Source organism: Maricaulis virginensis, from assembly GCF_027922185.1.
In the GTDB taxonomy this organism is placed as follows: domain Bacteria; phylum Pseudomonadota; class Alphaproteobacteria; order Caulobacterales; family Maricaulaceae; genus Maricaulis; species Maricaulis virginensis.
The window spans coordinates 273,953-297,851 of the sequence record NZ_BSFE01000003.1; the positions used below are offsets into that span (position 1 = coordinate 273,953).

General features: G+C 65.2%; 24 protein-coding genes. 16 read left to right on the forward strand and 8 right to left on the reverse strand.

Annotated elements, in window-relative coordinates:
* Positions 1 to 43 precede the first annotated feature (43 nt).
* On the forward strand, positions 44 to 1,186 hold the full coding sequence (gene rffA / locus PKE71_RS07290) for a dTDP-4-amino-4,6-dideoxygalactose transaminase (RefSeq protein WP_373878801.1): 1,143 nt from the start codon (positions 44 to 46) through the stop codon (positions 1,184 to 1,186).
* The gene (locus PKE71_RS07295) at positions 1,179 to 2,660 is read left to right on the forward strand and encodes a hypothetical protein (RefSeq protein ID WP_271186292.1); all 1,482 of its coding nucleotides are present in this window, start codon (positions 1,179 to 1,181) and stop codon (positions 2,658 to 2,660) included. Before rffA ends, PKE71_RS07295 begins: the two co-directional genes overlap by 8 nt.
* 8 nt (positions 2,661 to 2,668) lie before the next feature.
* Here the strand turns inward: PKE71_RS07295 and PKE71_RS07300 are convergent, their stop codons facing one another.
* The 3 genes from PKE71_RS07300 to PKE71_RS07310 are packed head-to-tail and all read right to left on the reverse strand — an operon-like array spanning position 2,669 to position 4,987.
* A complete protein-coding gene (locus PKE71_RS07300; RefSeq protein ID WP_271186293.1) occupies positions 2,669 to 3,097 on the reverse strand; it encodes a GtrA family protein in 429 nt (142 codons plus the stop codon).
* A 1-nt stretch (position 3,098) separates the two neighbouring features.
* Entirely contained in the window at positions 3,099 to 3,956 is an 858-nt protein-coding gene (locus PKE71_RS07305; protein WP_271186294.1) for an LbetaH domain-containing protein, read from the reverse strand.
* Positions 3,953 to 4,987, reverse strand: coding sequence for a glycosyltransferase family 2 protein (locus PKE71_RS07310; protein ID WP_271186295.1), 1,035 nt, complete (start codon positions 4,985 to 4,987; stop codon positions 3,953 to 3,955). The genes PKE71_RS07305 and PKE71_RS07310 overlap by 4 nt, the downstream gene beginning before the upstream one ends.
* A gap of 115 nt (positions 4,988 to 5,102) precedes the next feature.
* On the opposite strand from PKE71_RS07310, the gene PKE71_RS07315 reads away from it, so the two are divergent.
* The 7 genes from PKE71_RS07315 (at position 5,103) to tkt (ending at position 13,322) form a co-directional block, all read left to right on the forward strand.
* Positions 5,103 to 5,918: a TIGR00282 family metallophosphoesterase gene (locus tag PKE71_RS07315; RefSeq protein WP_271186296.1), complete on the forward strand. Its 816-nt coding sequence runs from the start codon at positions 5,103 to 5,105 to the stop codon at positions 5,916 to 5,918.
* A gap of 260 nt (positions 5,919 to 6,178) precedes the next feature.
* Positions 6,179 to 6,454: a hypothetical protein gene (locus PKE71_RS07320; RefSeq protein WP_271186297.1), complete on the forward strand. Its 276-nt coding sequence runs from the start codon at positions 6,179 to 6,181 to the stop codon at positions 6,452 to 6,454.
* Between the two features lie 106 nt (positions 6,455 to 6,560).
* Positions 6,561 to 7,643 (forward strand): mannose-1-phosphate guanylyltransferase/mannose-6-phosphate isomerase, encoded by a 1,083-nt coding sequence (locus PKE71_RS07325; RefSeq protein ID WP_271186298.1) that lies wholly within the window; start codon positions 6,561 to 6,563, stop codon positions 7,641 to 7,643.
* 113 nt (positions 7,644 to 7,756) lie between these two features.
* A complete protein-coding gene (locus tag PKE71_RS07330) occupies positions 7,757 to 8,518 on the forward strand; it encodes a YebC/PmpR family DNA-binding transcriptional regulator (protein ID WP_271186299.1) in 762 nt (253 codons plus the stop codon).
* Positions 8,519 to 8,557: 39 nt separating this feature from the next.
* On the forward strand, positions 8,558 to 9,661 hold the full coding sequence (locus tag PKE71_RS07335) for an AGE family epimerase/isomerase (protein ID WP_271186300.1): 1,104 nt from the start codon (positions 8,558 to 8,560) through the stop codon (positions 9,659 to 9,661).
* 69 nt (positions 9,662 to 9,730) lie between these two features.
* On the forward strand, positions 9,731 to 11,287 hold the full coding sequence (gene pgi / locus PKE71_RS07340) for a glucose-6-phosphate isomerase (protein WP_271186301.1): 1,557 nt from the start codon (positions 9,731 to 9,733) through the stop codon (positions 11,285 to 11,287).
* Between the two features lie 52 nt (positions 11,288 to 11,339).
* Complete coding sequence (tkt, locus tag PKE71_RS07345) at positions 11,340 to 13,322, forward strand: transketolase (RefSeq protein WP_271186302.1); 1,983 nt, start codon at positions 11,340 to 11,342, stop codon at positions 13,320 to 13,322.
* Between the two features lie 23 nt (positions 13,323 to 13,345).
* Here tkt and PKE71_RS07350 read toward each other — a convergent pair whose 3' ends face one another.
* The 4 genes from PKE71_RS07350 to PKE71_RS07365 all read right to left on the reverse strand — a co-directional run bounded on the left by PKE71_RS07350 (position 13,346) and on the right by PKE71_RS07365 (position 16,898).
* Entirely contained in the window at positions 13,346 to 14,494 is a 1,149-nt protein-coding gene (locus PKE71_RS07350) for an SMP-30/gluconolactonase/LRE family protein (RefSeq protein ID WP_271186303.1), read from the reverse strand.
* 127 nt (positions 14,495 to 14,621) lie between these two features.
* Positions 14,622 to 15,812, reverse strand: coding sequence for a cupin domain-containing protein (locus tag PKE71_RS07355; protein WP_271186304.1), 1,191 nt, complete (start codon positions 15,810 to 15,812; stop codon positions 14,622 to 14,624).
* A 61-nt stretch (positions 15,813 to 15,873) separates the two neighbouring features.
* Positions 15,874 to 16,431: a hypothetical protein gene (locus tag PKE71_RS07360; RefSeq protein ID WP_271186305.1), complete on the reverse strand. Its 558-nt coding sequence runs from the start codon at positions 16,429 to 16,431 to the stop codon at positions 15,874 to 15,876.
* 17 nt (positions 16,432 to 16,448) lie between these two features.
* On the reverse strand, positions 16,449 to 16,898 hold the full coding sequence (locus tag PKE71_RS07365; protein ID WP_271186306.1) for a hypothetical protein: 450 nt from the start codon (positions 16,896 to 16,898) through the stop codon (positions 16,449 to 16,451).
* A gap of 408 nt (positions 16,899 to 17,306) precedes the next feature.
* On the opposite strand from PKE71_RS07365, the gene ruvC reads away from it, so the two are divergent.
* From ruvC to ruvB, 3 genes are read left to right on the forward strand one after another with little or no spacing between them, the layout of a single operon-like run.
* Positions 17,307 to 17,807, forward strand: coding sequence for a crossover junction endodeoxyribonuclease RuvC (ruvC, locus tag PKE71_RS07370; protein ID WP_271186307.1), 501 nt, complete (start codon positions 17,307 to 17,309; stop codon positions 17,805 to 17,807).
* Positions 17,804 to 18,451: a Holliday junction branch migration protein RuvA gene (gene ruvA, locus PKE71_RS07375; RefSeq protein ID WP_271186308.1), complete on the forward strand. Its 648-nt coding sequence runs from the start codon at positions 17,804 to 17,806 to the stop codon at positions 18,449 to 18,451. Before ruvC ends, ruvA begins: the two co-directional genes overlap by 4 nt.
* A gap of 46 nt (positions 18,452 to 18,497) precedes the next feature.
* Complete coding sequence (ruvB, locus tag PKE71_RS07380) at positions 18,498 to 19,553, forward strand: Holliday junction branch migration DNA helicase RuvB (protein WP_271186309.1); 1,056 nt, start codon at positions 18,498 to 18,500, stop codon at positions 19,551 to 19,553.
* An 11-nt stretch (positions 19,554 to 19,564) separates the two neighbouring features.
* Here the strand turns inward: ruvB and PKE71_RS07385 are convergent, their stop codons facing one another.
* The gene (locus PKE71_RS07385; protein ID WP_271186310.1) at positions 19,565 to 21,352 is read right to left on the reverse strand and encodes an ATP-binding protein; all 1,788 of its coding nucleotides are present in this window, start codon (positions 21,350 to 21,352) and stop codon (positions 19,565 to 19,567) included.
* An 80-nt stretch (positions 21,353 to 21,432) separates the two neighbouring features.
* On the opposite strand from PKE71_RS07385, the gene ybgC reads away from it, so the two are divergent.
* The 4 genes from ybgC (at position 21,433) to PKE71_RS07405 (ending at position 23,895) form a co-directional block, all read left to right on the forward strand.
* The gene (gene ybgC, locus PKE71_RS07390; RefSeq protein WP_271186311.1) at positions 21,433 to 21,906 is read left to right on the forward strand and encodes a tol-pal system-associated acyl-CoA thioesterase; all 474 of its coding nucleotides are present in this window, start codon (positions 21,433 to 21,435) and stop codon (positions 21,904 to 21,906) included.
* 101 nt (positions 21,907 to 22,007) lie between these two features.
* A complete protein-coding gene (locus PKE71_RS07395) occupies positions 22,008 to 22,625 on the forward strand; it encodes a nuclear transport factor 2 family protein (protein WP_271186312.1) in 618 nt (205 codons plus the stop codon).
* Between the two features lie 163 nt (positions 22,626 to 22,788).
* A complete protein-coding gene (tolQ, locus tag PKE71_RS07400) occupies positions 22,789 to 23,457 on the forward strand; it encodes a protein TolQ (RefSeq protein ID WP_271186313.1) in 669 nt (222 codons plus the stop codon).
* Positions 23,458 to 23,460: 3 nt separating this feature from the next.
* Positions 23,461 to 23,895 carry an ExbD/TolR family protein gene (locus PKE71_RS07405; RefSeq protein ID WP_271186314.1) on the forward strand — a complete coding sequence of 145 codons (435 nt, stop codon included), beginning with the start codon at positions 23,461 to 23,463 and terminating at the stop codon, positions 23,893 to 23,895.
* Positions 23,896 to 23,899: the final 4 nt, after the last annotated feature.

Below are 23,899 nucleotides of genomic sequence, written 5' to 3' on the forward strand. Positions count from 1 at the left end.
AAACGATACACCATCGTTCATCCAGGGGAGTTCAATGAACGATATGTCTGCGCCCAAGATCCCGTTCAACAAGCCGGTTCTGGCCGGCCGGGAGCTGGACTATATCAAGGAAGCGATCGATTCCGGCCAGCTGGCCGGCGACGGGCCTTTCACCGAGCGGTGCGAGCAGGCCTTGTTGCAGCGCATCGGCGGTGCCTCGGCGCATCTGACGCACTCCTGTACGGCCGGGCTGGAAATGGCCGCGATCCTTTGCGGCCTCGGTCCGGGCGATGAAGTGATCCTGCCCTCATACACCTTCGTCTCGACAGCCAACGCAGTTGTGCTGCGCGGGGCGACGCCCGTGTTTGTCGATATCGAGCCGGAGACACTGAACATAGATCCTGTACAGGTGCGGGCTGCTGTTACTGACCGGACGCGCGCGATTTTCCCGGTCCACTATGCCGGCGTGGTCGCGGATATGGATCCGATCTGCGCGATCGCTGCCGGACACGGCCTGATGGTCGTGGAAGATGCTGCCCAAGCACTCGGTGCGACCCGCAATGGCCGTGCTGCGGGTTCGTTCGGCGACATGGCGGCATTCAGCTTCCACGAGACGAAGAACATCATAAGCGGTGAAGGCGGGGCGTTGATCGTGAACCGGTCCGGGCTTTCGCTGCGCGCCGAGATCATTCGCGAAAAAGGCACCAACCGCGCCCAGTTCTTCCGCGGCATGACCGACAAGTACAGCTGGGTGGATATGGGCTCCTCATTCCTGCCCGGCGAGCTCGTTGCAGCCTTCCTCTTCGGGCAGCTTGAGAAGCTGGACACGCTGAATAACGAACGTATCGCTGTCTGGAACCGCTATCACGCGGCGTTCGAACCGCTCGAGCGAACGGCAGGCGTCCGGCGGCCCGTCATCCCGGCTGAGTGCGAACACAACGCGCATATGTACTACCTGCTCATGCCGGACCTGGATGCGCGCACGGCCTTCATCTCGAGTATGAAGGCAGCCGGTATCACCACGCCTTTCCACTATGTCCCGCTTCACTCATCGCCTTTCGGCCGCACCTGTTCGCGGGTGCACGGCGACATGTCGGTGACGGACGAGCTTTCCGATCGGCTGGTGCGCCTTCCGCTCTATCCGGGGGTCGGCCAGAACCTGGACCGGATCATCGAAACCGCGCTGCGGTCCGCCGGACATGGCTGATGCCGGTCAAGATAACCGACCGGCAGGTTCGCCGGCGAAAAGTCATTTCAGTGCCGGGCCGGACGGGCTTGTGTACTTCACCTGCGCAGCGGTCTTTGCCCTGCTGTGGGTGGTCTATCTGTTCCGGTTCAAGAACGGCATTCCCCATGCCGATGACCTGAACTTCTTCATCCCGGCGATAATGGGCGCCGAAGGCATGCTGGACCCCGACTATCTGCTGCAGAGTCAGGGGCCTCATTTCCACTTTTCCTACAAGATCATGTCGTATCTGCTCCTGGAGCAGTTCGGCTACAACACGCTTGTCTTCTCGGCAACCGGCCCGCTCGCCCTGATCGGGCTGGTGATGCTCATCCGCTGGTATATCGCCGAGTTCGAACCTGACGCGGAGATCGGGAATCCGCAGTACCGGGCCGTGTGGATGGCCATCGGTGCGGTGATGGTCGCCTTTTTTGTTTTCACGCCGCTGCGTTCGGTCGATTTCAGCTATGACATGCTCGCCCTGAACGGCAATCTTGCCTATGTCGCATTCACGGCGACATTGGTGTGTACAGCGCTTTATGTGCGCCGGCGGATCGGACACCTGACCTTCCTCGTCGCGGCAATTGTGCCTGTCTTCGTCGTGGGCGTGGCGACTTTCAAGACCTTCTATGCTGCCGGCCTCGCGGCGATGGTGCTCGTGTCATTGCCGGATCTTTTTGCCCGGCTCCGGGCCGGAGACCTGGCTTCCTTGCCCAAGGCCCATCTGCGCCATGGCGTGGTGATAGCCGGCTTTGCCGCGAGCTGGCTGCTGTATGACGTGCTTCTGGCGAAAGCCGGCTATCGGGCGCCCGATCCTGGCAGTGTCGGGCTCGCCGATCTCGTCGACTGGGTTCGCTCCGGCGTCTATCAGAGTCTCGGAGGGGCGACCCTGACGGACTATTTCGAGCTCACTGACAAGGCCGAGGCGATCAAGACAGGGTTGCTGGTGCTGTGCGCAATCTGCAGCGCGGCCGTGGCGCCATTCCTGATCGCCCGCGGACATATCGTTGTGCTGGCACTCATGGGGCATGCCGTGCTCGCCGCCATTGGTGCGGGACTGGTGCGAGGCGTGGTTGAAGCGCCCCGTTATCAGGGGGTGCTGAGCTTCTTCTGGCTCGGCGTGCTGCTGGCTTTCCTGTTCGCTGTGCGAGCACTCGTCGTTGAACGCAGTGCCCCCCGCCAGCGCTTTGCGCAGTGGTCGAGCATCGCTGCCGTTGCCGGAGCCGGTGCGATGTTGCTGGTCAGCCTGGCTTCGATGTGGGGGTATGCGGCATATCTTCAGGAACAGGTCGGCTACACACGCCGCTACATGTCGCGGCAGGCCGAGATATTCTACGGTCACCCCGTTCTGACCGAACAGGACGCGCAGGCGCTGCGGTGCCGCCGCCCGCTGGAGATGTGTCAGGCAGCAGTCGATCTTGTGCGCGAAAAACGCGCCGTGCGCATCTCCGAGTGAGGGCCGCTTCAGTCTTGCGGCGTTTGCTCTGCAAAGACCCAGAACTGCAGTGACAAAAAAATCGTCACAGCCGCCAGGCCCATCGCGAAAAGCTGGGCAAGCGGGTGCGGTATGTCGAGCAGCCGGTAGAGCCCCGCCAGCGCGCTGATCTGCACGACGTATCCCATCAGATAGGCAGCGACATAGCGCGGCGCTGTTCGTTGCCAGGCGTGGGTGCTGCGGAACGTCCAGCCGCGATTGAGCAGGTAGGTGATCGCTATGCCGGCCGCGAAGGCCCCGGTTGTCGCAATTTCCGGCGACACGCCGAGAAAGGTGATGCCGAGATAAGCCAGATAAAGCAGCAGATTGGTTCCGCCACCCACGACCAGATAACGCAACAGCCGGAACAGGGCCGGATGGGTGTCGGGCCGGGGCAATGAAGCCGGGTCGGGGAACATGTCAGGGTGCCGGCGCCGACGGGCGGTAGAATTCCGGTACGTCGTGAGGGACGAATTTGATCAGCGGAACATTTTTCCGGAGGAAGGCGGTCTCTGCCTCGGAACGGCGGCGGGTGTAGGTCCGGTCCGACAGGTTGAAATAGGTTATCTGCGGGTCGGAGGTTTCCGGGAGGCTGTCGACGGCGACGAGTTGTCCGGCAAATCGCGGGTTCTCGGCTTCAAATGCGTCGATGAACTCCTGCAGCTTGGCGATTTTCTCGTCGACCGTGCGGTCCAGGAACTGGAAGCCGATCTTGTCCGAAAGGTCCCTGGCGGGTGCGCCGCCATAGATCCGGTTCTCCAGCATGTCGCCGGTAACGACCGAACCCAGCATGGCCATGCTCTTCGGTTCGATGCGAACGGGCGAGACCAGGCAGTGTCCCACCAGCCAGGCGTCTTTTCCGATGTGCATGTATTTGTGGGAGTAAAAGCGCGATCCCTCGACCACATCGCCGAATTGTGCATGGGTCCAGATCTGGCTGCCTGCGCCGATCCCGACATTGTCGTCGATGTCCAGCCCGCCCATCGTGTCGAGGATGACATTGCCGCCGAACCAGCAATTCCGGCCGATGCGCAGGGGGTGAACGCCGTGGCAGAAGGCGCGCTCGTGCAGCTTGGTGTAGTCGCCGATGACGAATTCGGGACACAGGATCTTGGCGCCGGCGCCGACATAGGCAAAGTCACCGATAACCACGCGCTTCGCCGGGCCGGACTTGCCACGGATTATGGCCCCTTCCTCGACGACGGCGCCTTCGCCGACAATGACTTCGTCCGCCTCGATCGTACCGTCGATGCGGGAGGGATAGCGCGTCTCGCTCATGGCGTGTCCTTAGGGCGTGGGGGCGTGTCGGAAGCGCCCGCCGCTGCGAGTGTGTCGACGATGAAGACCGGCCGCCGTTTCGCCTCCGCGAGCGCCCGTCCGACATAAAGGCCGACGAGGCTGATCAGGAAGACTTGCAGGCCCCCCAGGAAGGATATCAGGCTCGCCAGGGAGGCGTAACCGGGAACGGATATGCCGTTGACCAGCGCGTTGACCGTAATGGTCAGGCCGAAGAGCACGCTGGCGATACACACTGCAACACCGACCCCGGTCATCAGCCAGAGGGGCTTTTCGGAATAGGCGATGATGGTTTCCAGGCCGAGCTTGGCCAGTTTGAACAGATTGTAGGAAGACTTGCCCTCGGCCCGCTCGTTGCGCGGCAGACGCAGGCGGCGCGTTTCGAAGCCGAGCTGCGTCATGATTGCGGGAAAGAGGCGCAGCTGTTCGGGATAGGCCCGGAAAGCTGCGGCGACCTTGTCGGAGAATATCCTGAAATTTCCGAACTTGCTGGAAACTTCGAGACCGGACGACCATCGCAATGCGGTGTTGAACAGGCTGGAGCCCAGATTGCGCCCGGCGCCCAATCCGGAGGTCTCGCGCTCGGCGATCACGACGTCGGCACCGGTTTCGATCGCATGGCGGTACAAATCCGCAATCGCTTCGGGCGGATCCTGCAGGTCGCAGTCCATCACCACATACCAGCGGGCCCGGGCGTGTGCCATGCCCGCGGAGATGGCGGCGTGCTGGCCGAAATTACGGCTCAGTCTTACTCCCAGCACCCCGGGGTCTGCAGCGCTCTCCGCGAGAATTCCGGCCCAGCTGTCGTCCGGGCTGCGGTCGTCCACCAGCACAATCTGGTAGCGGGCATCGATCCCGCGCAGCGTTTCGCGCAAGCGGCGCACAAGTTCTCCCAGCATCGCGGCGCCCTTGTAGACGGGGACAATGACGGCGACTTCCGGCAGGTCCGCATCGTCCGGCGTTGCACCGACATGGGGCGCTGAAATCTGCGGGACGGGCTGATGAACGCTCAAGGATTGTTACCCACTCTTTTCTTTGCCCTCCTAATGAACCAGAACAACACCGGTTGCAATGTCGCCTTCGGCTGGCGGCACAAGAGCGCAATCGAGCACGAAAAAAGGATGGAATATGCGCCTCGCCTTCTTTGGAGATATTGTCGGAAAGACCGGTCGTCGCGCTGTCGAGGACCACTTGCCCGACCTCCGGGAACGCCTGGCGCTCGATTTCGTGGTCATCAATGCCGAGAACGCCGCGGCCGGCTTCGGGATTACCGAGCGAATCTGCAATCAGCTGTTCGATCTGGGCGCCGATGTCATCACGCTGGGTAATCACGCCTGGGATCAGCGCGAGGCGCTGAGCTATATCGAGCGGGAGCCGCGTCTCCTGCGCCCGGCCAATTATCCGGTGGGGTCGACGCCCGGCGCCGGCGCCAATCTCTACGATCTGCCTGACGGTCGCCGCATCCTGGTGATCAACGCCATGGGCAATCTTTTCATGGAAACGCTCGACGACCCGTTCGCGGCGGTTGAACGGGAACTGGCTGCTGCGCCGATGGGCGTGGTCGCGGACGCGGTGCTGCTGGATTTCCACGGCGAGGCGACGAGCGAGAAAATGGCGATGGGCGTGTTCTGCGACGGCCGGGCGAGCCTCGTGGTCGGCACCCACACGCATGTGCCGACTTCGGACACGCGCATCCTGCCGGGCGGTACCGCCTACCAGACCGATGCCGGCATGTGCGGCGACTATGACAGTGTCATCGGCATGGACAAGGAAGAGCCCTTGCGCCGTTTCACCACCCGCATGCGCTCCGGCCGCTTCGAGCCGGCGACCGGAGAGGCGACCCTGTGCGGCGTCTTCGTCGAGACGGACGATGCGACCGGGCTGGCCGTGAGGTGCGAGCCTGTGCGGATTGGCGGTCAGCTTTCGAAATATATTCCCGATTGATGTGACAAAAATGATGCGTAGTGGCGGTTTCTTCCATTTCCAGCCGCTCGCCTCGCTTGATCGTCTCCCCGCCTTCGCTAGCGTGACGAGACCGGATTGTCGCGGCCTGCCTGCGATGATGTCCGGTGCCGGCCAGGCATGCGCCGCTCAGGCGGACCGCACTGCGTACAAGGTGGATCGCTTTGGGCCGGCATGCGTTCGCAATCGGGGAATGAATCTTGCGTGTGGTTCCGGTCAGGTCAGTGAGTGCAGGGGAATTCATGTTCAAGCAGACGATCCGCTTCGAACGCGCACAGGATGCCTATGTGTTCGACCGGCACATGACGGATTTCCTCCGGCTGTGCGACAAGGAGACTGCACAGGGCGACGATGAAGCGTGTGTCTTCACGACCCGGCTTGAGGACGATCATGTCCATATCCGGGTGGTCCAGACCGACAGTGCCGATCTGCTCGGCCGCTTCCTGGCCTATCTGTCGGTGCACGACTTCCCGCCGGCGACGGAAACCGGATTCCGCAAGGAACGCTATTATCTCTAGTGTGCCGGGCGGCAAGACGCCGTCTTTCCGCTTTTCCTGAGATAAGGTCTTGATCTGAAGCGACCGCGCGGGATGATGCGCCTGCAGGAAACTCCCGGGGGAGCGCGTGACCCGTATCGTACCAGTGATCATGTCCGGCGGCTCCGGTACGCGGCTCTGGCCGCTCTCGCGCACCGCGCATCCCAAACAGCTCCACGCACTGGTTTCCGACCGGACGATGCTGCAGGAAACCGTCCGCCGGGTCAGTGGCGCGAATGAGCACTATCGTTTCGAGCCGCCCATCGTCGTGCTCAACGAGCGGCAGTGCGATCTGGCCCGATCGCAGCTCGAGGCGATGGACGCCGGCGCCGTCCGCCTCGTGGTGGAGCCTGTGGGGCGGAATACGGCCCCGGTCGCGGCAGTGGCCGCCGAGCTGGTTCGACGCGAGCATGGCGAGGACACGCTGATCCTCTTGCTTCCGGCCGATCATCACATTCGCGATGCGGCCGGCTTCAGGGCTGCGGTCGCAACCGGCGCCGGACTTGCCGAGAACGGACACATCATCACATTCGGTATCCAGCCCGAGCGCCCGGAAACCGGCTATGGCTATATCCGCCGGGGTGAGCCACTGGACGGCGGCTATCGCGTCCGGGCTTTCACCGAGAAGCCCGACCTCGAGCGCGCCAGGGGCTTCCTGGCCGACGGAGGCTATTACTGGAATGCCGGCATCTTCCTGTTCGGGGCCGGTCATCTTGCCGCCGAGATGTCGAAGCATTGCCCGGATGTACTGACGGCCAGCCGGGCCGCCGTCGAGGCGGCCGCCGGCGATCGGTCGACATTGCGGCTCGACGCTGCGGCGTTTTCCGCCTGCCCGTCCATCTCCTTTGACTATGCCGTCATGGAGCGCACGGAGAATGCGGCAGTCGTGCCGGCCGATATCGGCTGGTCGGATGTCGGGGCCTGGGGGGCGCTGTGGGATATCGCCGAGCGCGACGCGGCGGGGAATGTGACGCGCGGCGATGTCGATCTGGTCGATACGCGCGGCAGCTACGTTCTGTCGACGGGCCGGAAGGTCGGTGTGATCGGTGTCGACGATCTTGTCGTGGTGGAAACCGCCGATGCTGTCCTGGTGACGCGCCGGGAGGCCAGTCAGTCGGTCAAGTCGATCGTCGAAGCGCTGCAGGCCGGGGGGCGGGCAGACCTGCTCTGACGGGCAATCCGGCCCTGTGCGGGCGCGCGCTTCGTGTGTCGTGAGCAGTGGCCATCGCCGTTCAATCTGAGTATGCAGTGACCCTCGAATCCGCAGGAAGAGGGATTGTCACCATGGCCGGACACTCCAAATGGGCCAATATCCAGCACCGCAAGGGGCGCCAGGACAAGCTGCGCTCCAAGCTGTTCTCGCGTCTGTCGAAGGAAATCTCGATTGCCGCGAAAATGGGCGGCCCGGACCCCGACGCAAATCCCCGTCTGCGCCTGGCGATCGCCAATGCCAAGGGCCAGTCGATGCCCAAGGACAATATCCAGCGTGCTATCGACAAGGCCTCCGGCGGCGACAGCGAAGCCTACGAGGACATCCGCTATGAAGGCTTCGGTCCGGCCGGGATCGGCGTGATCGTGGAAGTGTCCACCGACAACCGCAACCGGGCGGCCGCCGAGGTGCGCACGGCCTTCGCCAAGAATGGCGGCAATATGGGCGAGACCGGTTCGGTCGCCTTCATGTTCGATAATGTCGGCGAGATCCGCTACCCGCTCTCCAAGGCGGACGAGGACACGATGATGGAAGCCGCCATCGAGGCCGGCGCCGAGGATGTCACTTCCGAAGCCGGTACTGAGGACGAGGAAGGCGAACACATCATCTACACGGCCCGCGAGGATCTGATGGACGTCGTGACAGCCCTGTCGGGTACGTTCGACGACCCGTCCTCGGCCAAGCTGATCTGGAAGCCGCAGAACCTCATTGAAGTCACGGGTGACAAGGTCGCGACGTTGATGAAGATGATGGAAGCGCTGGAAGATTGCGACGACGTCCAGAACGTCTACGCCAATTTCGACGTTTCCGACGAGGACATGGCCGCCCTGGGCTGATAGGACCTCCTTTGGGGGGGCAGTTTGCCGGGGACATCCATGGAGCATGCACGCCGTTTTGCCGACTGGGGCCGCAGCCAGGCTCTGCCATTCTGGGCAGGGCGGGGCTGGGACCGGCATAATGGCGGCTTCTTCGAAACGCTGGACATGGACGGCGCCGGCATAACCGGCGATATCCGGCGTGTGCGGGCCCAGGCCCGTCAGGCCTATGTCTTTGCGCGCGCAGCCTGCGAGGGCTGGCTCGATCGTACCGATCTGGCCGAAGCCGGCCTGGACCGGCTGGCACGGATTGCCCGGTCGCCCGACGGCCAGCCGGGCTGGGTGCATCTGGTTCATGACGATGGCCGTGTCGCCGACAGCCGGCGCGACTTCTACGATCATGCCTTCATCATCCTGGCGGCAGCCTGGGTCTGGAAGGCAACCGGCGCCGTGCGCTTCCTCGACATGGCACACGAGACGCTGGCCTTTCTCGACACGCACATGCCGGCCGGTCATGGCGGTTACCGCGAGGCGATCGGGGCGCCGCTTCTGCCTCGCCGGCAAAATCCGCACATGCACCTCTTCGAGGCCTTGCTGTCGCTTTACGAGCTGACCGGCGAGACCGGTCTGGTGCCGCGTATCGACGCGATCAAGGGGCTTTTCGACCGGCACTTCTTTGTGGCCGAGACCGGGCTGTTGCGTGAGTTCTTTGAACGCGACTGGCAGCCGCATGGCGAAAAGGGTGCCCATGTCGAGCCGGGGCACTGGTGTGAATGGACCTGGCTGCTGGCCGAGCACGCCCGCCTACTCGAGCGGGCCGCGGATCCGGCCGGACCGGTGCTTTACCGGCGGGCCATGGAGCAGGGGCGCAGTGTGCAGACCGGCCTTCTGGTGGCCGGCATGACAGCGCAAGGCGATGTCGTCGACGCCCGGTCGCGTACCTGGATGCAGACCGAATGGGTCCGCGCGGCTGCTGTCGCGGGCAGCCGCGGCGAACTCGACCAGGCCTGCGGCGCGCTGGTTCGCTGGCATCTCGAAGGTGTCATTCCGGGCGGCTGGATCGACAAGCGGGGTGCAGGCGGCGAGAATCTGGCATCGGGCATGCCCGCCTCGACACTCTATCACCTCGTCGGCGCTCTGGCGGAAGTCGAACGCCATCTCTGAGCGCAGTTCATATTGTCATATGGGAGCGCTAACTCTACGGTCTCGACCTGACCGAATGACGGGATATTCATGGTGTTGACGTCTGACCTTGCCGCCCATGCCGAACGCCTCGGCAAAGTCTCGCTCCGCACGCTCGCCGACAGCGGCGAGACGCGTTCGAACCGCCTGCTTGCCAGGGCTGCCGGCATAGAGTTCGACGCGTCAAAGCAGCGTCTCGACGAGGCGGCGCTCAATGCGCTGTTCAAGGCGGCCCGCGAAGCCGGGCTGGAAGAACAGCGCGACAAGCTCCTGTCGGGCGGTGTCGTGAACCCGACCGAGGATCGTCCCGCCCTGCACATGGCCTACCGGCACGGCGCCAGGATATCCGGCACCCCGGAGGCCGAGCTCGTCGACAGGACCCAGGCGCAGACGCGTGCTTTTGCGGAGACTGTCCGGTCCGGAGACTATGCGCCTTCAGCCCTGCCGATCGCCCGCGTCATCAATATCGGTATCGGTGGATCTGACCTGGGTCCGCGGCTGGTGGCAGATGCCCTGTCGGATCTGGCCGGTGACGGGCCCGAGCTGCGCTTTGTGGCCTCGCTCGATCCGAGCGACCTGAAGCAGGCCGTATCGGGCGCCGAGCCGGAAGCCATCCTGTTCGTGGTCGCGTCGAAATCATTCTCGACCCAGGAAACGCTGATGTCGGCCGAGGCCGCGCGCGACTGGCTGGAAGGGCATGTCGGGCCCGAACGCGCCGGAGCCCATTTCGTTGCCGCCTCCGCAGCACCGGACAAGGCGCGGGCGTTCGGCATCGCACCGGAGCATGTGTTCGATTTCCCGGACTGGGTGGGCGGACGCTATTCGGTCTGGAGCGCTGTCGGACTGGCGCTCGAGATCGGACTGGGCCCCGACCTGTTCGAGGATTTCCGCGCCGGCGCCCGCGACATGGATGCGCATTTTGCCGTCGCGCCGCTGGAAGAGAACATCCCGGTCCTCAAGGGGCTGATCGATGTGTGGAACCGGGTGGCACTGGGCTATCCCAGCCGTTGCGTCGCCGCCTATTCGGCGCGCCTGGGCAAGCTGGCCGACTATTTCCAGCAGCTGGAGATGGAATCGCTCGGCAAGTCCGTGACGCTGGACAATCGCCCGGGACCGACGCCCGGCGGGGCGCTTGTCTGGGGCGGCAACGGCACCGAGATCCAGCACTCCTTCTTCCAGTGGCTGCATCAGGGCAGGGATGTCGTGCCGGTCGACTTCATCGGCATCGCCCGGCATTTCGCCAGTTCCGATCCGCGCGAACGGGCGCTGGCGGCCAATATGGCGGCCCAGGGCGCGGCCTTGCTGGACGGCCGGCAGGTCGATCCCGAGGCCGAGCCGCTGCTGGCCGCGCACAAGTCCATGCCGGGCGGGCGTCCGTCAAATACGCTCTTGCTCGACGATCTGTCAGCCCGCACGCTCGGCGCGCTTATCGCCTTGCATGAGCACAAGGTTTTCGTCGAGAGCGTGATGTACGAGATCAATCCTTTCGATCAATGGGGCGTCGAGCTGGGAAAAGTTCTGACCAAGGGGATTTTGGACGGCGAGATATCCGAGTATGACGCCTCGACTCGTGCCCTTCTTGCCCGTACGGGTCTGATACAGGACTAGTGCCGGCGATCGCGCGCCGGTGTCCGACCGGCCGACCAGTGGAGATCGCCGCATGAAAGCACAGAACGGAACCTCGCTCACGGCGATGGCGAACGCCATCCGTGCCCTGTCCATGGATGCCGTCCAGGCGGCCAATTCGGGCCATCCCGGCATGCCGATGGGCATGGCCGACGTGGCGACCGTTCTCTGGTCGCGTCATATGAAGTTCGATCCGGCGGCACCGGCCTGGGCCGATCGCGACCGTTTCGTGCTGTCCGCGGGCCACGGCTCGATGCTGCTCTACTCGCTCCTCCACCTGACCGGGTTCGAGGACATGACGATGGATCAGATCAAGCAGTTCCGTCAGCTCGACTCGCTGACCGCCGGCCATCCGGAATACGGCCACACGCCGGGCGTCGAGGCAACGACCGGGCCGTTGGGGCAGGGCATCTCCATGTCGGTCGGCATGGCGCTGGCCGAGCGCATGATGAATGCCCGCTATGGCGACGATCTCGTCGATCACCGCACCTGGGTCATCGCGTCGGACGGCGACCTGCAGGAAGGCATCAGCCACGAGGCGATCTCGCTGGCCGGCCATCTCGGGTTGAACCGTCTTTGCGTTCTGTGGGACGACAACGAGATCTCGATCGACGGCCCGACGCAGCTTTCCGAGTCGACCGATGTCCTCAAGCGCTTCGAGGCGGCCAACTGGGCCGTGTCGCGCATTGACGGTCACGACATGGAGGCGATCGACGCGGCGCTCGAGGCGGCGAAGACGAGCGACAAGCCGGTCCTGATCGCCTGCCGCACGACGATCGGCTATGGCGCGCCGACGAAGGCCGGCACCGCCGGCAGCCACGGCTCGCCGCTGGGGCCGGACGAGATCGCAGGCGCGCGCAAGGCGCTGGGCTGGGATCACCCGGCCTTCGAAGTGCCGTCCGACATCCTGGACGCCTGGCGCGCCGCCGGTTCTCCGGACGCGCACGCTGCCTGGCGTGATCGCCTGGCCGACCACGACCTGGCGGACGCTTTTGTTGCCCAGCTGTCCGGTGAACCGGGCGAAGCCGAGCTGGCCGCTTTGGCCGCATGGCGCCGGAAGGTGGCCGAAGACAAGCCGGCCCTGGCAACGCGTGCTTCTTCCGGCCAGGCCCTTGGCGCCATCATCGGCGACTGGCCGGGCCTGGTGGGCGGTTCGGCCGATCTCACCGGATCCAACCTCACCAAGACGCCGGATGTCGGCGTGGTGAAGGCGGGCGATTATGCCGGCCAGTACATCCATTTCGGTGTGCGCGAACACGGCATGGCAGCCTGCGCCAACGGCATGTCGCTGCATGGCGGCTTCCGCCCGCACGTGGCGACCTTCCTGGTGTTCTCCGACTATTGCCGCCCGTCGATCCGCATGTCGGCGCTGATGCAGCAGCCGGTCATCTATGTGATGACCCACGACTCGATCGGTCTGGGCGAGGACGGGCCGACCCACCAGCCGGTGGAAACGCTGGCTGCGCTGCGCGCCATTCCCAATGTCGAGGTCTTCCGCCCCTGCGATGCGCTGGAAACCGCCGAGGCCTGGGAAGCCGCGCTGACACGTCTCGACGGCCCGACCGTGCTGGCCCTGTCGCGCCAGAAACTTCCGCATCTGCGTTCTGACGATGGTGCCGAGAATCTCTCGGCGCGCGGCGCCTATACCCTGGTCGACAGCGATGGCGCGCCCGATGTGCTGCTGATCGCGACGGGATCGGAAGTGTCGCTGGCCGTCGACGCCGCCGCAACGCTGGCCGGCGAGGGCATCGCTGCACGTGTGGTGTCCGCGCCCTGTGTCGAGCGTTTCCTGGCCCAGGATGCCGGCTATCAGGACGCGGTGCTGCCGCAGGGCGTTCCCTGTGTCGCGGCAGAAGCTGCGCTGCGCTATGGCTGGGATGCCGTGATCGGCCGTGGCGGGGCGTTTGTCGGCATGAACGGTTTCGGCGCCAGTGCGCCGGCCGAGACGCTGTACGAGCACTTCGGTATCACGGCCGGCGCGATTGCAGCGGCTGCGCGGGGCCTGGTGCGGGGCTAGCGGCTTTTGCGACTACGCAGCGGTCAGTCGTCGAGCGATACCGGTGCGCCGGTATCGCCGGCGGTGTCCGGCCGGTCCGGAGAGAACCGGACCAGATGTCCGCGATCCGTCGTGCCGATCCATAAGTCTCCATCCGGCGCCTCGACCGTGTTGGACAGATAGCCCAGGCGTCCATCGGGATCGTGCCAGCTGTCCAGCGCCTCTCCGGTTTCGGTGTCGAGCACTAGAATGAAGGCGCGTGCGGGAACGGCGCCGGGGCGCAGCCATTCCGGCACTTTCATCAGCAATTGCGTGATGCGCGGATGGCGATGCAGGAAGCCGAGCAACGGTACGCGCGGCGACGGCATGGTGACGAGCAGCCGGCCCCGGCTGTCCGTCGCCAGCCCGTCGGGCAGACCGGGCAGATTTTCGGCGAAGATGTCCTTGCTGCCCGCTTCCGGTCCGTCGATCCAGATCCGCACGATGCGGTAGCGGAAGGTCTCGGCCACCAGGACCGAGCGGCCGTCCGGCGCCAGTTCGATCCCGTTGGGATAATGCAGACGGCTGCGCACGAGCCGGGTCTGGTGGGTGGCCGGATCCCAGACATAGAGCGCACCGCTGGGACGGTTTTCCAGCATGTCGTGGCGATAGCGGTCCCGATCGCTGTCATGGCCCCACCGCGTGGAGGAGTCGGTGAAGAAAATCCGGCCGTCCGGCGCGGCAGCCAGATCGTTCACATAGCCGAACGGGTGCGCAGGCGCTCCGGAGCTGACAAGCGTGTAGTGCCCGGTCTCCACATCAAGCGCATAAAGGCCCGAAATAGCTGCGACACCCAGAACGTCCGGCGCGATCCAGTCGAGACCGAGGATCAGGGTTTCCGTGACCTGCGCGACCTCCAGTGCCGTCTCCGTCTCGTTGTCGGCGTTCGGCATGAGACGCATGACGCGGCCGTCAGCGGTGCCGTAGTAGATGGTACCGGTGTCGGATACGGCGATACCCTCGCCGCTTCCCGGCAGGCCGACATCGATGGCGACGGCATCGGCCAGCGCGCCATCGGGCTCCAGAGCGCCGGTCATCTCCGGCGCAGCCGGTTCGTCCCAGTAGGCCGGGCTGATGGGCGAGGGCCACATCGACCATAACAGGGTGAACGCGGCCAGGCAGCCGATCAGGATGAGGGTCAGTCTCAGACGCATGCGCTCGCCGGTTCGCCACAGGAATCGCACGCCCCGACAGTCGCGGGCCGTGCGCAGGGGCCGCATGTAGAGTCAGAGCTGTATCCCCTGCAAGGCGAACTCCGGTACTGAATTATGACCTGAGGTATCAGGCCTCGCCGGGGACGATCAGACCGAAGGCGTGCAATTTGCCCAGCGTGTCGCGCGCGGCGTCCGGATCCAGATCGGCGAACGTTTCCAGCGAAATCGTTCCGCCATCGAGCAGGGTATGCAGGCCCGGCTCGGCGGCTGCCGGGAAGCGGACTTCTCCGCCCGCCGTCACGATCACCACATCGTCGCCATCGCCAGCCAGGCGCCAGGGCACGAAGGGGCGAAGCCGGAAGGTCTGTCCCGGCTCCGAGGGAGCAGCAAATCCTGAAATCGTGCCGCGGACATCCGGCATGCGGGAACGGATGAAGCTGTCGGCGAACAGATCCATCGCCTCGTCCAGCCTGGCTTCGCGCGAAAGGGTTTCTGCCAGGCTCGCAAAATGCGACTGGGCTTCGCTCCGGTCGAAGTCCGGACGGGCATAGCCGACGGGCAGGGAGCGGCGGAAAGCCGGATGGCGCAACGCCACTTCGGACACCGCTTCCAGCATCAGATCGGCCCAGGTCTTCACGATCAGTCCGAGTGTGATGTGCAGGGAGGGTTCGTCGCCGTGGGTCGAGGCGTCATGCATCAGACCGCGCGGGACATAGGCGCATTCGCCGGCCTTCAGGACAAACTCCTCCACCGGTTCCCCGACCTTGTGGTCGTCCGGGCGGAAGCCTTCGCCGCGATAGGGATTCTCGACGGGGGTGTCGTACAGGCGCCAGTACTTCTCGCCGGACACCTGCAGCACGAAGACGTCGTGATCGTCGTAATGGGTACGGAAGCCCTGATTGTGCGGCGGCGTGAGATAGATATTGGTCTGCACATGGCAGGAGAGCAGCGCCTCCATGGCGCGGCAGAACTCGCCGAGCACCGGATCGGCGAGGTGCAGCTGTGGCAGGATGATGGTCGCGCCGCGGCGGTACTGGTCGGCCACGCCGCCGGGATCGATATAGCCGGTCTCGAAGGTGAAGTCGTCCGGCCGCACCGGCGGCTCCGAGCGTGCCATGTCCAGTGATCCGGCGCGCAGATCGCGCGAGGATACAATCGCGTCGATGCGGTCGATCGAGAGCAGGCCTTCATAGCGCGCCGGATCGTCCCGGTGGACGATCAGCGCCTTGTGCTCGTGATATTCGCGAAAAAAGGTCTCCGCGTCGAACGGAGCAATGAGGCTGGCGATCGGGTCGGCCAGCCAGGCAGGGCGGGACATGGCGATGGGACTCCGCGTCAGAAGCGAGAACCGGGGAGAGGGGAAGCCGAAACGTCAGGGATCAGCAATAGCGGCCATTGCCGACCGGGTCGGCATGGCTGCCCGTATCGCTGTCGGTGCAACCGGAATTATAGCCGCCGCTACCGCCCCGGCCGTTGCCGGGCGGGTCGGCATAACGCCCTGAATCGCTGTCCGTGATGCCGGAACCGTAACCGCCGCGCCCGCGGCCGGCCGGGTCGGCATAGGGACCGCTGTCATTGTCGGTGATCCCCGTGCTGCCGCGTCCGGCGCCGGGCGGGTCGGCATAGCTGCCCGTATCGCTGTCGGTGATCCCGGAGCCGCGGCCCTGTCCGACCGGATCGGCATAGCGGCCGGTATCCCGGTCGGTAATGCCGCCGCCGCGGCCCTGGCCGGGCGGGTCTGCATAGCGGCCGGTATCGCTGTCAGTGATGCCGCCGCCGCGATAGCCGCGTCCGCCGCCAACGGGATCATAGGGATCGCTGTCGGAATAGCCGGTCGTGGCGCAGCCCGTGACCGTTCCGACGGCGCCGACGGAGACCGCCGCGCCGGCAACCCGGGTCAGGAAGGAGCGCCGGCTGAGTTTACCGCGCCTGGCCATGGTCTGCCGCCTCCCGGTCAGTAGCCGGGACGGCCGCGGCCCGCGGCATCGGCGCAGGAGCCGGTGTCGCTGTCGGTCGTGCCGTTGCGCACCGGACCGCGTCCGCGTCCACCCGGGTCGGCGCAGGACCCGCTGTCGGCATCGGTCCAGCTGTTGCCGGAGCTGCCGCGGCCATTACCCGCCTGGTCGGCATAGGCGCCGGTATCGCTGTCGGTGATGCCCGTGGTGCGCGACCCGCCGCGGCCATAGCCTGCGCGGTCGGCATTCGGACCGGTATCGCTGTCGGTCAGGCCGGTACGGCCATAGCCGGCCCGGTCGGCATAGCTGCCCGTATCGCTGTCGGTCCGTCCCGTATAGTTCTGGGCCTGTGCGCCACCCGTCACGATCGAGGCGGCGCCTGTCATCGCGGCAGCACCTGCAACGCGCGCCAGGAATGAACGGCGGCTCAGCTTTCCTTTTTTGGCCATGTCGGCTCCCCTGCCTTTTGCGAACCCTCCCCAGGGGCCGCCCTGTCCCTCTGTCCGCTCGCGCGGATCCGATGCGCGCCTGCCGGATACAAGCGTCCGCCAAATATAAGGGCGGCGTTCCGGCTGTCTGCTCATCACCAGCGCAATTGCCATGCAGACTGCCCTGCACACGCAACGTGCCTCGATAATCTTCCTCTGCCAGGCTGATCCGGTCAAACGAAATGCGTCAATTAATTTGCACTGCAAAACAATGGCTTGGAAGTTTTTGTGAGAGTGTTTCGCAAAGTAATTGCTATTAATTTTCACTCGCGATTATTTGTGCGTCTCATTCGCATATCGAGAGGCTTGCGTTCACGGCTTGTTCCGGTTTGCAGGATGGTGCTAAGTCTGGTGCAAACAGGGGGCGGAATGTCAGCAGCGGTCACTATTCTCGGTATCGATCCCGGATTGCGCCGGATGGGATGGGGCATCATCCGTGCGGACGGCACGCGGCTGAGCGCGGTCGCGCACGGCGTCGTGACCCCGCCGACCGAGGCGGCGCTCTCCGTGCGGCTCGATCACATTTTCCAGGCCGTGACAGATCTTGTGGCCGAGTACCGGCCGGATGAATCGGCGATCGAGGAAGCCTTCATGGCGGCGAACGCTGCATCTGCGCTGAAGCTGGGTCATGCCCGGGCAGCGGCGCTGCTCGCACCGGCTCGCGCGGGGCTACCGGTCAGCGAGTATGCGGCGCGGCTTGTGAAGAAGAGCGTCGTGGGAACCGGCGGGGCCGGCAAGGATCAGGTGGCGGCGATGGTCGGTGTGCTCCTGCCGGGCACGAAAGCAAAGGCCGATGCGGCCGACGCGCTGGCGGTCGCCATCTGTCACGCCCATCATCGCAAGGCCGCCAGCATCGGGAGCGCAGCATGATCGGCATGCTCAAGGGTATCGTCGAGGCCGTCGGCGCCGACGAAGCGGTGATCGACGTCAACGGCGTCGGCTATCTCGTCGGTTGCGCCTCGCGCACGCTCTCCCGGCTCGAGCCGGGCCAGCCTGTCACGCTGCATATCGAAACCCATGTCCGCGAAGACGCCTTTCGCCTGTTCGGCTTTCTCGAGGACATCGAGCGGGCCTGGTTCGTGCACCTGCAGAACATCCAGGGCGTCGGTGCCAAGGCGGCCTTCGCGATCCTCGACACCGTTCCGGTTTCCGAGATCGCCAATGCGGCCGCGCTGGGGGACAAGTCGACCTTTGCCCGCGCCAAGGGTGTCGGGCCGAAGCTCGCCACGCGTATCGCGACCGAGCTGAAGGACAAGGCGCCGCCGCAGGGGCGCAGCTTCTCGATCGGGCTGGCCCCGCACGCACCGGAAACGGCGTCAGGCGGGACGGCGCCGCGCAAACCGGAGACGCCGGCGGGTGGCGCTTCGCGCGAAGACGCGGTCTCGGCCCTGACCAATCTGGGCTATCATGAAAGCCTCGCCCGGCAGGCGGTTGCCACCGTGCTGCGGGACAAGGGTGAGGATACGCCGCTCAATGATGTTATCCGCCTCTCGCTGAAAGAGCTGGCGCCATGATGCGGGCGGCTTTCTCCGTCGCGCGGATCGGTCTAGACCCGGTGTCATGAGCGAGATGCCCGACAGCGATGATGACGAGCGCCTGGTCGGCCGGGAACAGCAGACCGGCGACGGGCGGGACCGCGCGCTGCGGCCGCTCAGCTTTTCCGACTTCGTGGGCCAGAAGGCGGCCATCGCCAATCTCAAGGTCTTCGTCGAAGCGGCCCGCCGCCGCGAAGAGGCACTGGACCACGTCCTGCTGTCCGGACCGCCCGGTCTCGGCAAGACGACGCTGGCCCAGATCGTCGCGCGGGAAATGGGGGTCGGCTTCCGGGCAACCTCGGGGCCCGTCATCGCGAAGGCCGGTGACCTCGCCGCCATCCTGACCAATCTGGAGCCGCGCGACGTTCTCTTTATCGACGAAATCCACCGGCTTGCTCCCGCGGTCGAGGAAATCCTCTACCCTGCCATGGAGGACTTCTGCCTCGATCTCGTGATCGGCGAGGGGCCTTCCGCCCGCACGGTCCGGATCGAGCTGCCGCCATTCACACTGGTCGGCGCCACTACTCGGGCTGGCCTGCTGGCAACGCCGCTGCGTGACCGGTTCGGTGTGCCTGTCCGGCTGGAATTCTACGACGAGGCCGAGCTCGGCTTTATCGTCTCGCGGGCGGCCAGCAAGTTCGGCATCGACGCCACCCCGGACGGGGCTCGCGAGATCGCGCGCCGGGCCCGCGGCACGCCGCGTGTGGCCGGCCGTCTGTTGCGCCGGGTTCGCGACTTTGCCGAGGCTGAAGGGGCAACCGAGATATCCGCACCTGTCGCGGATCGCGCCCTGGGGCGTCTGGAAGTCGATGCGCTGGGACTGGACAGCCTGGACCGCCGCTATCTCAGGGCGCTCACCGAGAGCTTCGGCGGAGGGCCCGTCGGGGTCGAGACGCTTGCTGCGGCACTCGCCGAGGCGCGCGACGCGCTGGAGGACGTGGTCGAACCCTTCCTGATCCAGCAGGGCTTCATCCAGCGCACACCGCGCGGCCGACTGGCCGCGGCGAGGGCATGGGAACATCTCGGGCTGGCGCCGCCGCAAAGCGGCAACACGGGTCAGACCGGCCTGTTCGGCAAGTAGACCGCAGCCCGTCAGGCGCTGCGTCTGGCCACGGCCGGCATTGCGGCGCCATGTGTATGCTGCCCGAGGACTTCCAGCAGGGCTTCCCGCGAAATCGGCTTTGCGATCACGCCGGTCATTCCTGCGGATAGATACTCGTTGACATGGGCCGGCATCACATTGGCTGTCACGGCATAGACCGGTACCGGTGCGCGTCCCGCGGCTGCTTCCCGCTCGCGCAGCTGCCGGGTCGCGGCGATCCCGTCGAGTACGGGCATCCGGGAATCCATCAGGACAAGATCGAAATCGCCGCTTGCGAGTGCGTCGAGGGCCTGCTGTCCGTCCTCGACCATCACGAGCGTCTCCGTCACATCGGCCAGCAAGGCTTTCAACACCATGCGATTGGTCAGATTGTCGTCCGCCGCAAGCACGCGCAGCCGCAGGCCGCGCAGGGCGCTATCGCACAGGGCCGACGGGCAGCCGCAATCCAGCGCGGGCGCCGCAACGCCAGCCTGATTCACACGCAGCCGGACACGGAAAGTCGAACCGGAGCCCGGCGTGCTGTCGACACCGATCTCGCCAGCCATCAGCTCGCACAGGCGCCGGCAGATCGCCAGTCCCAGCCCCGTGCCGCCGAACGTGCGGGCAGTTCCGGCTCCGGCCTGGGTGAAGGGCTGGAAGAGGCGTTCGACGTCCGGCGCGGCAATCCCGATCCCGGTATCGCGCACGGTGATCAGGATGTCCCGTCCCGGCAAGCCTGTGGCGCGCTCGCAGTCGATTTCGACGCGAACGTCGCCTTCGGCCGTGAACTTGATGGCGTTGGAGACCAGGTTGTTGAGAATCTGGCTGATCCGAACCGGGTCGCCGATCAGGTCCTCCTGCGCCCCCTCGCTCAGCGCGATGGAGAAACCGATCCCCTTTTCCCGGGCCGCCGGGCCGTAGAGCGCTTCCACGGTTCCCGCGACATCGGCGAGATTGAAACGGGTGGCCTCGATCTCCAGCTTGCCGGCCTCGATCTTGGACAGGTCCAGCACATCATTGACCAGACGCAGCAACAGGCGGCCGGACCGGGCCAGCGTTTCGGCCTGCCGCTTGTGCGCGTCGGGAATGTCGGCCTTCTCCAGCGCCTGTGCCATGCCCAGCACGGCATTCATCGGAGTGCGGATTTCGTGGCTCATGCCGGCGAGAAAATCCGACTTGGCGCGATTGGCGGCATTGGCGCTCTGGCGTGCCCGCTCGAGCGCCCGTCCGGCTCCCTCCAGCTCGTGCTGGAACACCGATGTGGCGATGCCGACCCCCAGGGTCAGGATGAAAAGGACGTTGGTGTTCCAGCCGACCTGGTAGTCGGAAATATCGGCGGTATAAGGGTTCTCGATCGAGCCGCGGAACGCGTAGAGGACAAGCATGGTCATGCAGCACAGCACGGCGACGGCCAGGCCCGAGCGATAGCCGATCAGAAAGGCTGCGGGGATCGGCATGGCGACGAAGTAGAACGCTGCGGGGTGGTACATGCCGCCGATTGTGCCGATCATGCCCGTGACCATGCAGTAGAGCGCGACGCACAGTGCGACGCCGGCGGGTTTGACCAGTCTGGCATTGCGCGTGATGAAAGGGATCAGGAGTGCGCTGGCGGGGATGATAACGCCGGACAGTGCCTGCACGGGGTATACATCGAACGTCTGGAGAAGGTTCAGCGTGCCCGAGAAACCGCCGAGCACGGCCACCGTGATCGCCATGACATTGAGCATGCGCTCACGCGCGGCGCGCAGGATGTCACCGTCCCGGACCGGCGGCCATGCCAGTTCCCACAGCTTTCTCATGCCATCCGGCCCCCTTGCCGACTTTCCCTGTCTCGTCCCGTTGCGCATTCTGGCGGCAGGACGCTGAAAATGGATTAACGATGACAGACTTGATGCCCGCATCCGGCAGTTTCGGGCCGGACCGCATTCACCGGCTGCCGGTGCGCGTGTATTACGAGGACACCGACTTCTCCGGCATCGTCTACCATGCGCGGTATCTGCACTTCTTCGAGCGCGGGCGGACGGAAAGCCTGCGCGCCATCGGCATTCACCACTCCGAACTGGCCGCCGCCGACGAGCCGCTCGCCTTCGCGGTCCGGCGGATGAATGTCGAATTCGAAAAGGCGGCACGGGTGGATGACGTTCTTGTTGTCGAAACCCTCTACCGGCCGCAGAAGGGCGCGCGCCTGATGATCGACCAGAGGATCCGCCGCGGCCCCGAAACGATCGCCGGTGCACAGGTGCAGGCGGTCTGTATTGACGGCACCGGCCGGGCCAAGCGGCCGCCGCGATCCATGGCGGAGCGTTGGGCGTCGTTTGTGCTTCCGGCAGATGCCGACTGGCCGTCGGTTTGAATTCCTTCATTTCCGCAGGGGCTTGCGACATCGCAGCGTAGAGGGTTACGTTGAGAAAAAGGGGGCCTCGGTTGGACGAAGGACAGGACAAGCAGGCGGGCATGTCTGGCCGCCCGCCCAATTTCGGCTTTTCCGTCACCCGTGTTCTGCAGGACGGGCCCGATACTTTCGTGAAAGCCGTGCATGAGCCGGAAGGCGGTGCCGAGGCCTGGCTGACGATGAGCCTGATCCGGACCGACGACAGCGGTCTGATGTCGGTGCGCCGGCAGATTTCCGTAAGTCCGGTCTGCGAAGAGCGGATCGTGTCGTCGATGGCGGCCTATGCCATTCCGAACGGGCCGCAGGAGAACACCGAGACCAGCCGGGCCCAGGTGCGCGGGTTCATCGCCGCCGTGATGGCCGGTGCCGACCGGGCAACGCTCGAACCCTTCATCGATCGCGTCGCCTTCGATCTTCTGCGGGCCGGACCGAGCGGCGAGCGGGAACGTCTCGATCAACTCATTGCCCGGCGCGGGCCGCGCGACGGTGTTCGCTATCACGGGATCGACGATCTGGTCGCCGAGGGCGATTTCGTTGCGGTTTTCTCCTGTTTCGACGATGCAGGCCAGAATTTCAGGGCCTGCGACCTGTTCCGCCTGGCCGACGGGATGATCGTGGAACACTGGGACGCGATCCAGCCGGTCGCCTCGCATACAGTGGCCCATAACGACGAGTCCTGATCGTCGCACGGATATGCTATCCCTCCCGAAATTCGCCTTATTCGCTGTGCATAGCGGGCCGGACCGCAGGACCGGGTAGCCGTCAGGCACTCAATATGCATGGTGTCATACCGGTTTAGTCTCGCCGCGTCGGAACGGAGCGGCCGATCCAGAGGGTAGGTTCATGGAATCGAGTGTCGTCGAGGTTGCGCAGGCCGTCGAAGGGTTCAGCTTCTATGCGCTCTTCATGCGCGCCGACTGGGTGGTGAAAAGCGTGATGGGCATTCTGGCCTTCATGTCCGTCTGGTCCTGGGCCATTGCCATCGACAAGGCATTTCACCTGCGCGGTCTGCATGCCAAGGCGCGCCATTTCGAGCGCGAATTCTGGGCCGGCCGGTCGCTCGACGCCCTGACCGACCAGTTCGCCAAGAACCCCAGGGAGCCGTTTTCGCGGGTCTTCGCGGCGGGGCTGCGCGAATGGAATGGCGACAATGCCGGCGGCCGCGTGTCCAAGGCAGCCGGTGCCGAAGCGGGCCGGCAGATGACCAATACCGAAGGCGGGCTCGGCATCCTGGCGACGATCGCCTCGGCGGCACCCTTTATCGGCCTGTTCGGTACGGTCTGGGGCATCATGAATGCCTTCCGCTCGATCGCCGCATCGCAGGATACCAATCTCGCCGTCGTTGCGCCCGGCATCGCCGAGGCGCTGTTCGCCACCGCGCTGGGCCTTCTGGCGGCTGTGCCTGCAGTGATCTTCTTCAACGCCCTGTCCGCCAATCTCGCCAAATACGGCGCCCGGCTGGACGGTTTCGTCGACGAGCTGTCGGCGCTGGCCGAGCGGGACGGGAACTAGATCATGGCCGTTTCCCTGGACAGCGGCGGATCCGGTCGCGGCCGCGCCCGCTGGAAGCCCAAGGCGGAGATCAATGTCACGCCCTTCGTCGACGTGATGCTGGTGCTGCTGATCGTTTTCATGATCACGGCGCCGCTGCTGACCGTCGGCGTGCCGGTCGATCTGCCCGAAACCGAAGCGCGCAACCTGCCGTCGGGCGAGGAGCCGCTGACCATCACCATCACGGCCGAGGGCGGGATTTTCCTGCAGGAAACCGAAGTCGAACTCGCCGAACTGGCGCCGCGCCTGCGGGCCATTGCGGGCACCGGCTATGAGAGCCGCATCTACATCCGTGCCGACGATGGCGCGGCATACGGTGAAGTCGCGCGCGTGATGGCCAATATCAATGCGGCCGGCTTCACCAATCTGGGCCTGGTGACGGACCCGATCGAGCGGTAGCGGA

What these genes read in the sequence shown, in the direction of transcription:
- rffA (WP_373878801.1), top strand. Translation starts at nt 44, where the DNA reads ATGTCTGCGCCCAAGATCCCGTTCAACAAGCCGGTTCTGGCCGGCCGG.
- PKE71_RS07295 (WP_271186292.1), top strand. Translation starts at nt 1,179, where the DNA reads ATGGCTGATGCCGGTCAAGATAACCGACCGGCAGGTTCGCCGGCGAAA.
- PKE71_RS07300 (WP_271186293.1), bottom strand. Translation starts at nt 3,097, where the DNA reads ATGTTCCCCGACCCGGCTTCATTGCCCCGGCCCGACACCCATCCGGCC.
- PKE71_RS07305 (WP_271186294.1), bottom strand. Translation starts at nt 3,956, where the DNA reads ATGAGCGAGACGCGCTATCCCTCCCGCATCGACGGTACGATCGAGGCG.
- PKE71_RS07315 (WP_271186296.1), top strand. Translation starts at nt 5,103, where the DNA reads ATGCGCCTCGCCTTCTTTGGAGATATTGTCGGAAAGACCGGTCGTCGC.
- PKE71_RS07320 (WP_271186297.1), top strand. Translation starts at nt 6,179, where the DNA reads ATGTTCAAGCAGACGATCCGCTTCGAACGCGCACAGGATGCCTATGTG.
- PKE71_RS07330 (WP_271186299.1), top strand. Translation starts at nt 7,757, where the DNA reads ATGGCCGGACACTCCAAATGGGCCAATATCCAGCACCGCAAGGGGCGC.
- PKE71_RS07335 (WP_271186300.1), top strand. Translation starts at nt 8,558, where the DNA reads ATGGAGCATGCACGCCGTTTTGCCGACTGGGGCCGCAGCCAGGCTCTG.
- pgi (WP_271186301.1), top strand. Translation starts at nt 9,731, where the DNA reads ATGGTGTTGACGTCTGACCTTGCCGCCCATGCCGAACGCCTCGGCAAA.
- tkt (WP_271186302.1), top strand. Translation starts at nt 11,340, where the DNA reads ATGAAAGCACAGAACGGAACCTCGCTCACGGCGATGGCGAACGCCATC.
- PKE71_RS07350 (WP_271186303.1), bottom strand. Translation starts at nt 14,494, where the DNA reads ATGCGTCTGAGACTGACCCTCATCCTGATCGGCTGCCTGGCCGCGTTC.
- PKE71_RS07355 (WP_271186304.1), bottom strand. Translation starts at nt 15,812, where the DNA reads ATGTCCCGCCCTGCCTGGCTGGCCGACCCGATCGCCAGCCTCATTGCT.
- PKE71_RS07360 (WP_271186305.1), bottom strand. Translation starts at nt 16,431, where the DNA reads ATGGCCAGGCGCGGTAAACTCAGCCGGCGCTCCTTCCTGACCCGGGTT.
- PKE71_RS07365 (WP_271186306.1), bottom strand. Translation starts at nt 16,898, where the DNA reads ATGGCCAAAAAAGGAAAGCTGAGCCGCCGTTCATTCCTGGCGCGCGTT.
- ruvC (WP_271186307.1), top strand. Translation starts at nt 17,307, where the DNA reads ATGTCAGCAGCGGTCACTATTCTCGGTATCGATCCCGGATTGCGCCGG.
- ruvA (WP_271186308.1), top strand. Translation starts at nt 17,804, where the DNA reads ATGATCGGCATGCTCAAGGGTATCGTCGAGGCCGTCGGCGCCGACGAA.
- ruvB (WP_271186309.1), top strand. Translation starts at nt 18,498, where the DNA reads ATGAGCGAGATGCCCGACAGCGATGATGACGAGCGCCTGGTCGGCCGG.
- PKE71_RS07385 (WP_271186310.1), bottom strand. Translation starts at nt 21,352, where the DNA reads ATGAGAAAGCTGTGGGAACTGGCATGGCCGCCGGTCCGGGACGGTGAC.
- ybgC (WP_271186311.1), top strand. Translation starts at nt 21,433, where the DNA reads ATGACAGACTTGATGCCCGCATCCGGCAGTTTCGGGCCGGACCGCATT.
- PKE71_RS07395 (WP_271186312.1), top strand. Translation starts at nt 22,008, where the DNA reads ATGTCTGGCCGCCCGCCCAATTTCGGCTTTTCCGTCACCCGTGTTCTG.
- tolQ (WP_271186313.1), top strand. Translation starts at nt 22,789, where the DNA reads ATGGAATCGAGTGTCGTCGAGGTTGCGCAGGCCGTCGAAGGGTTCAGC.
- PKE71_RS07405 (WP_271186314.1), top strand. Translation starts at nt 23,461, where the DNA reads ATGGCCGTTTCCCTGGACAGCGGCGGATCCGGTCGCGGCCGCGCCCGC.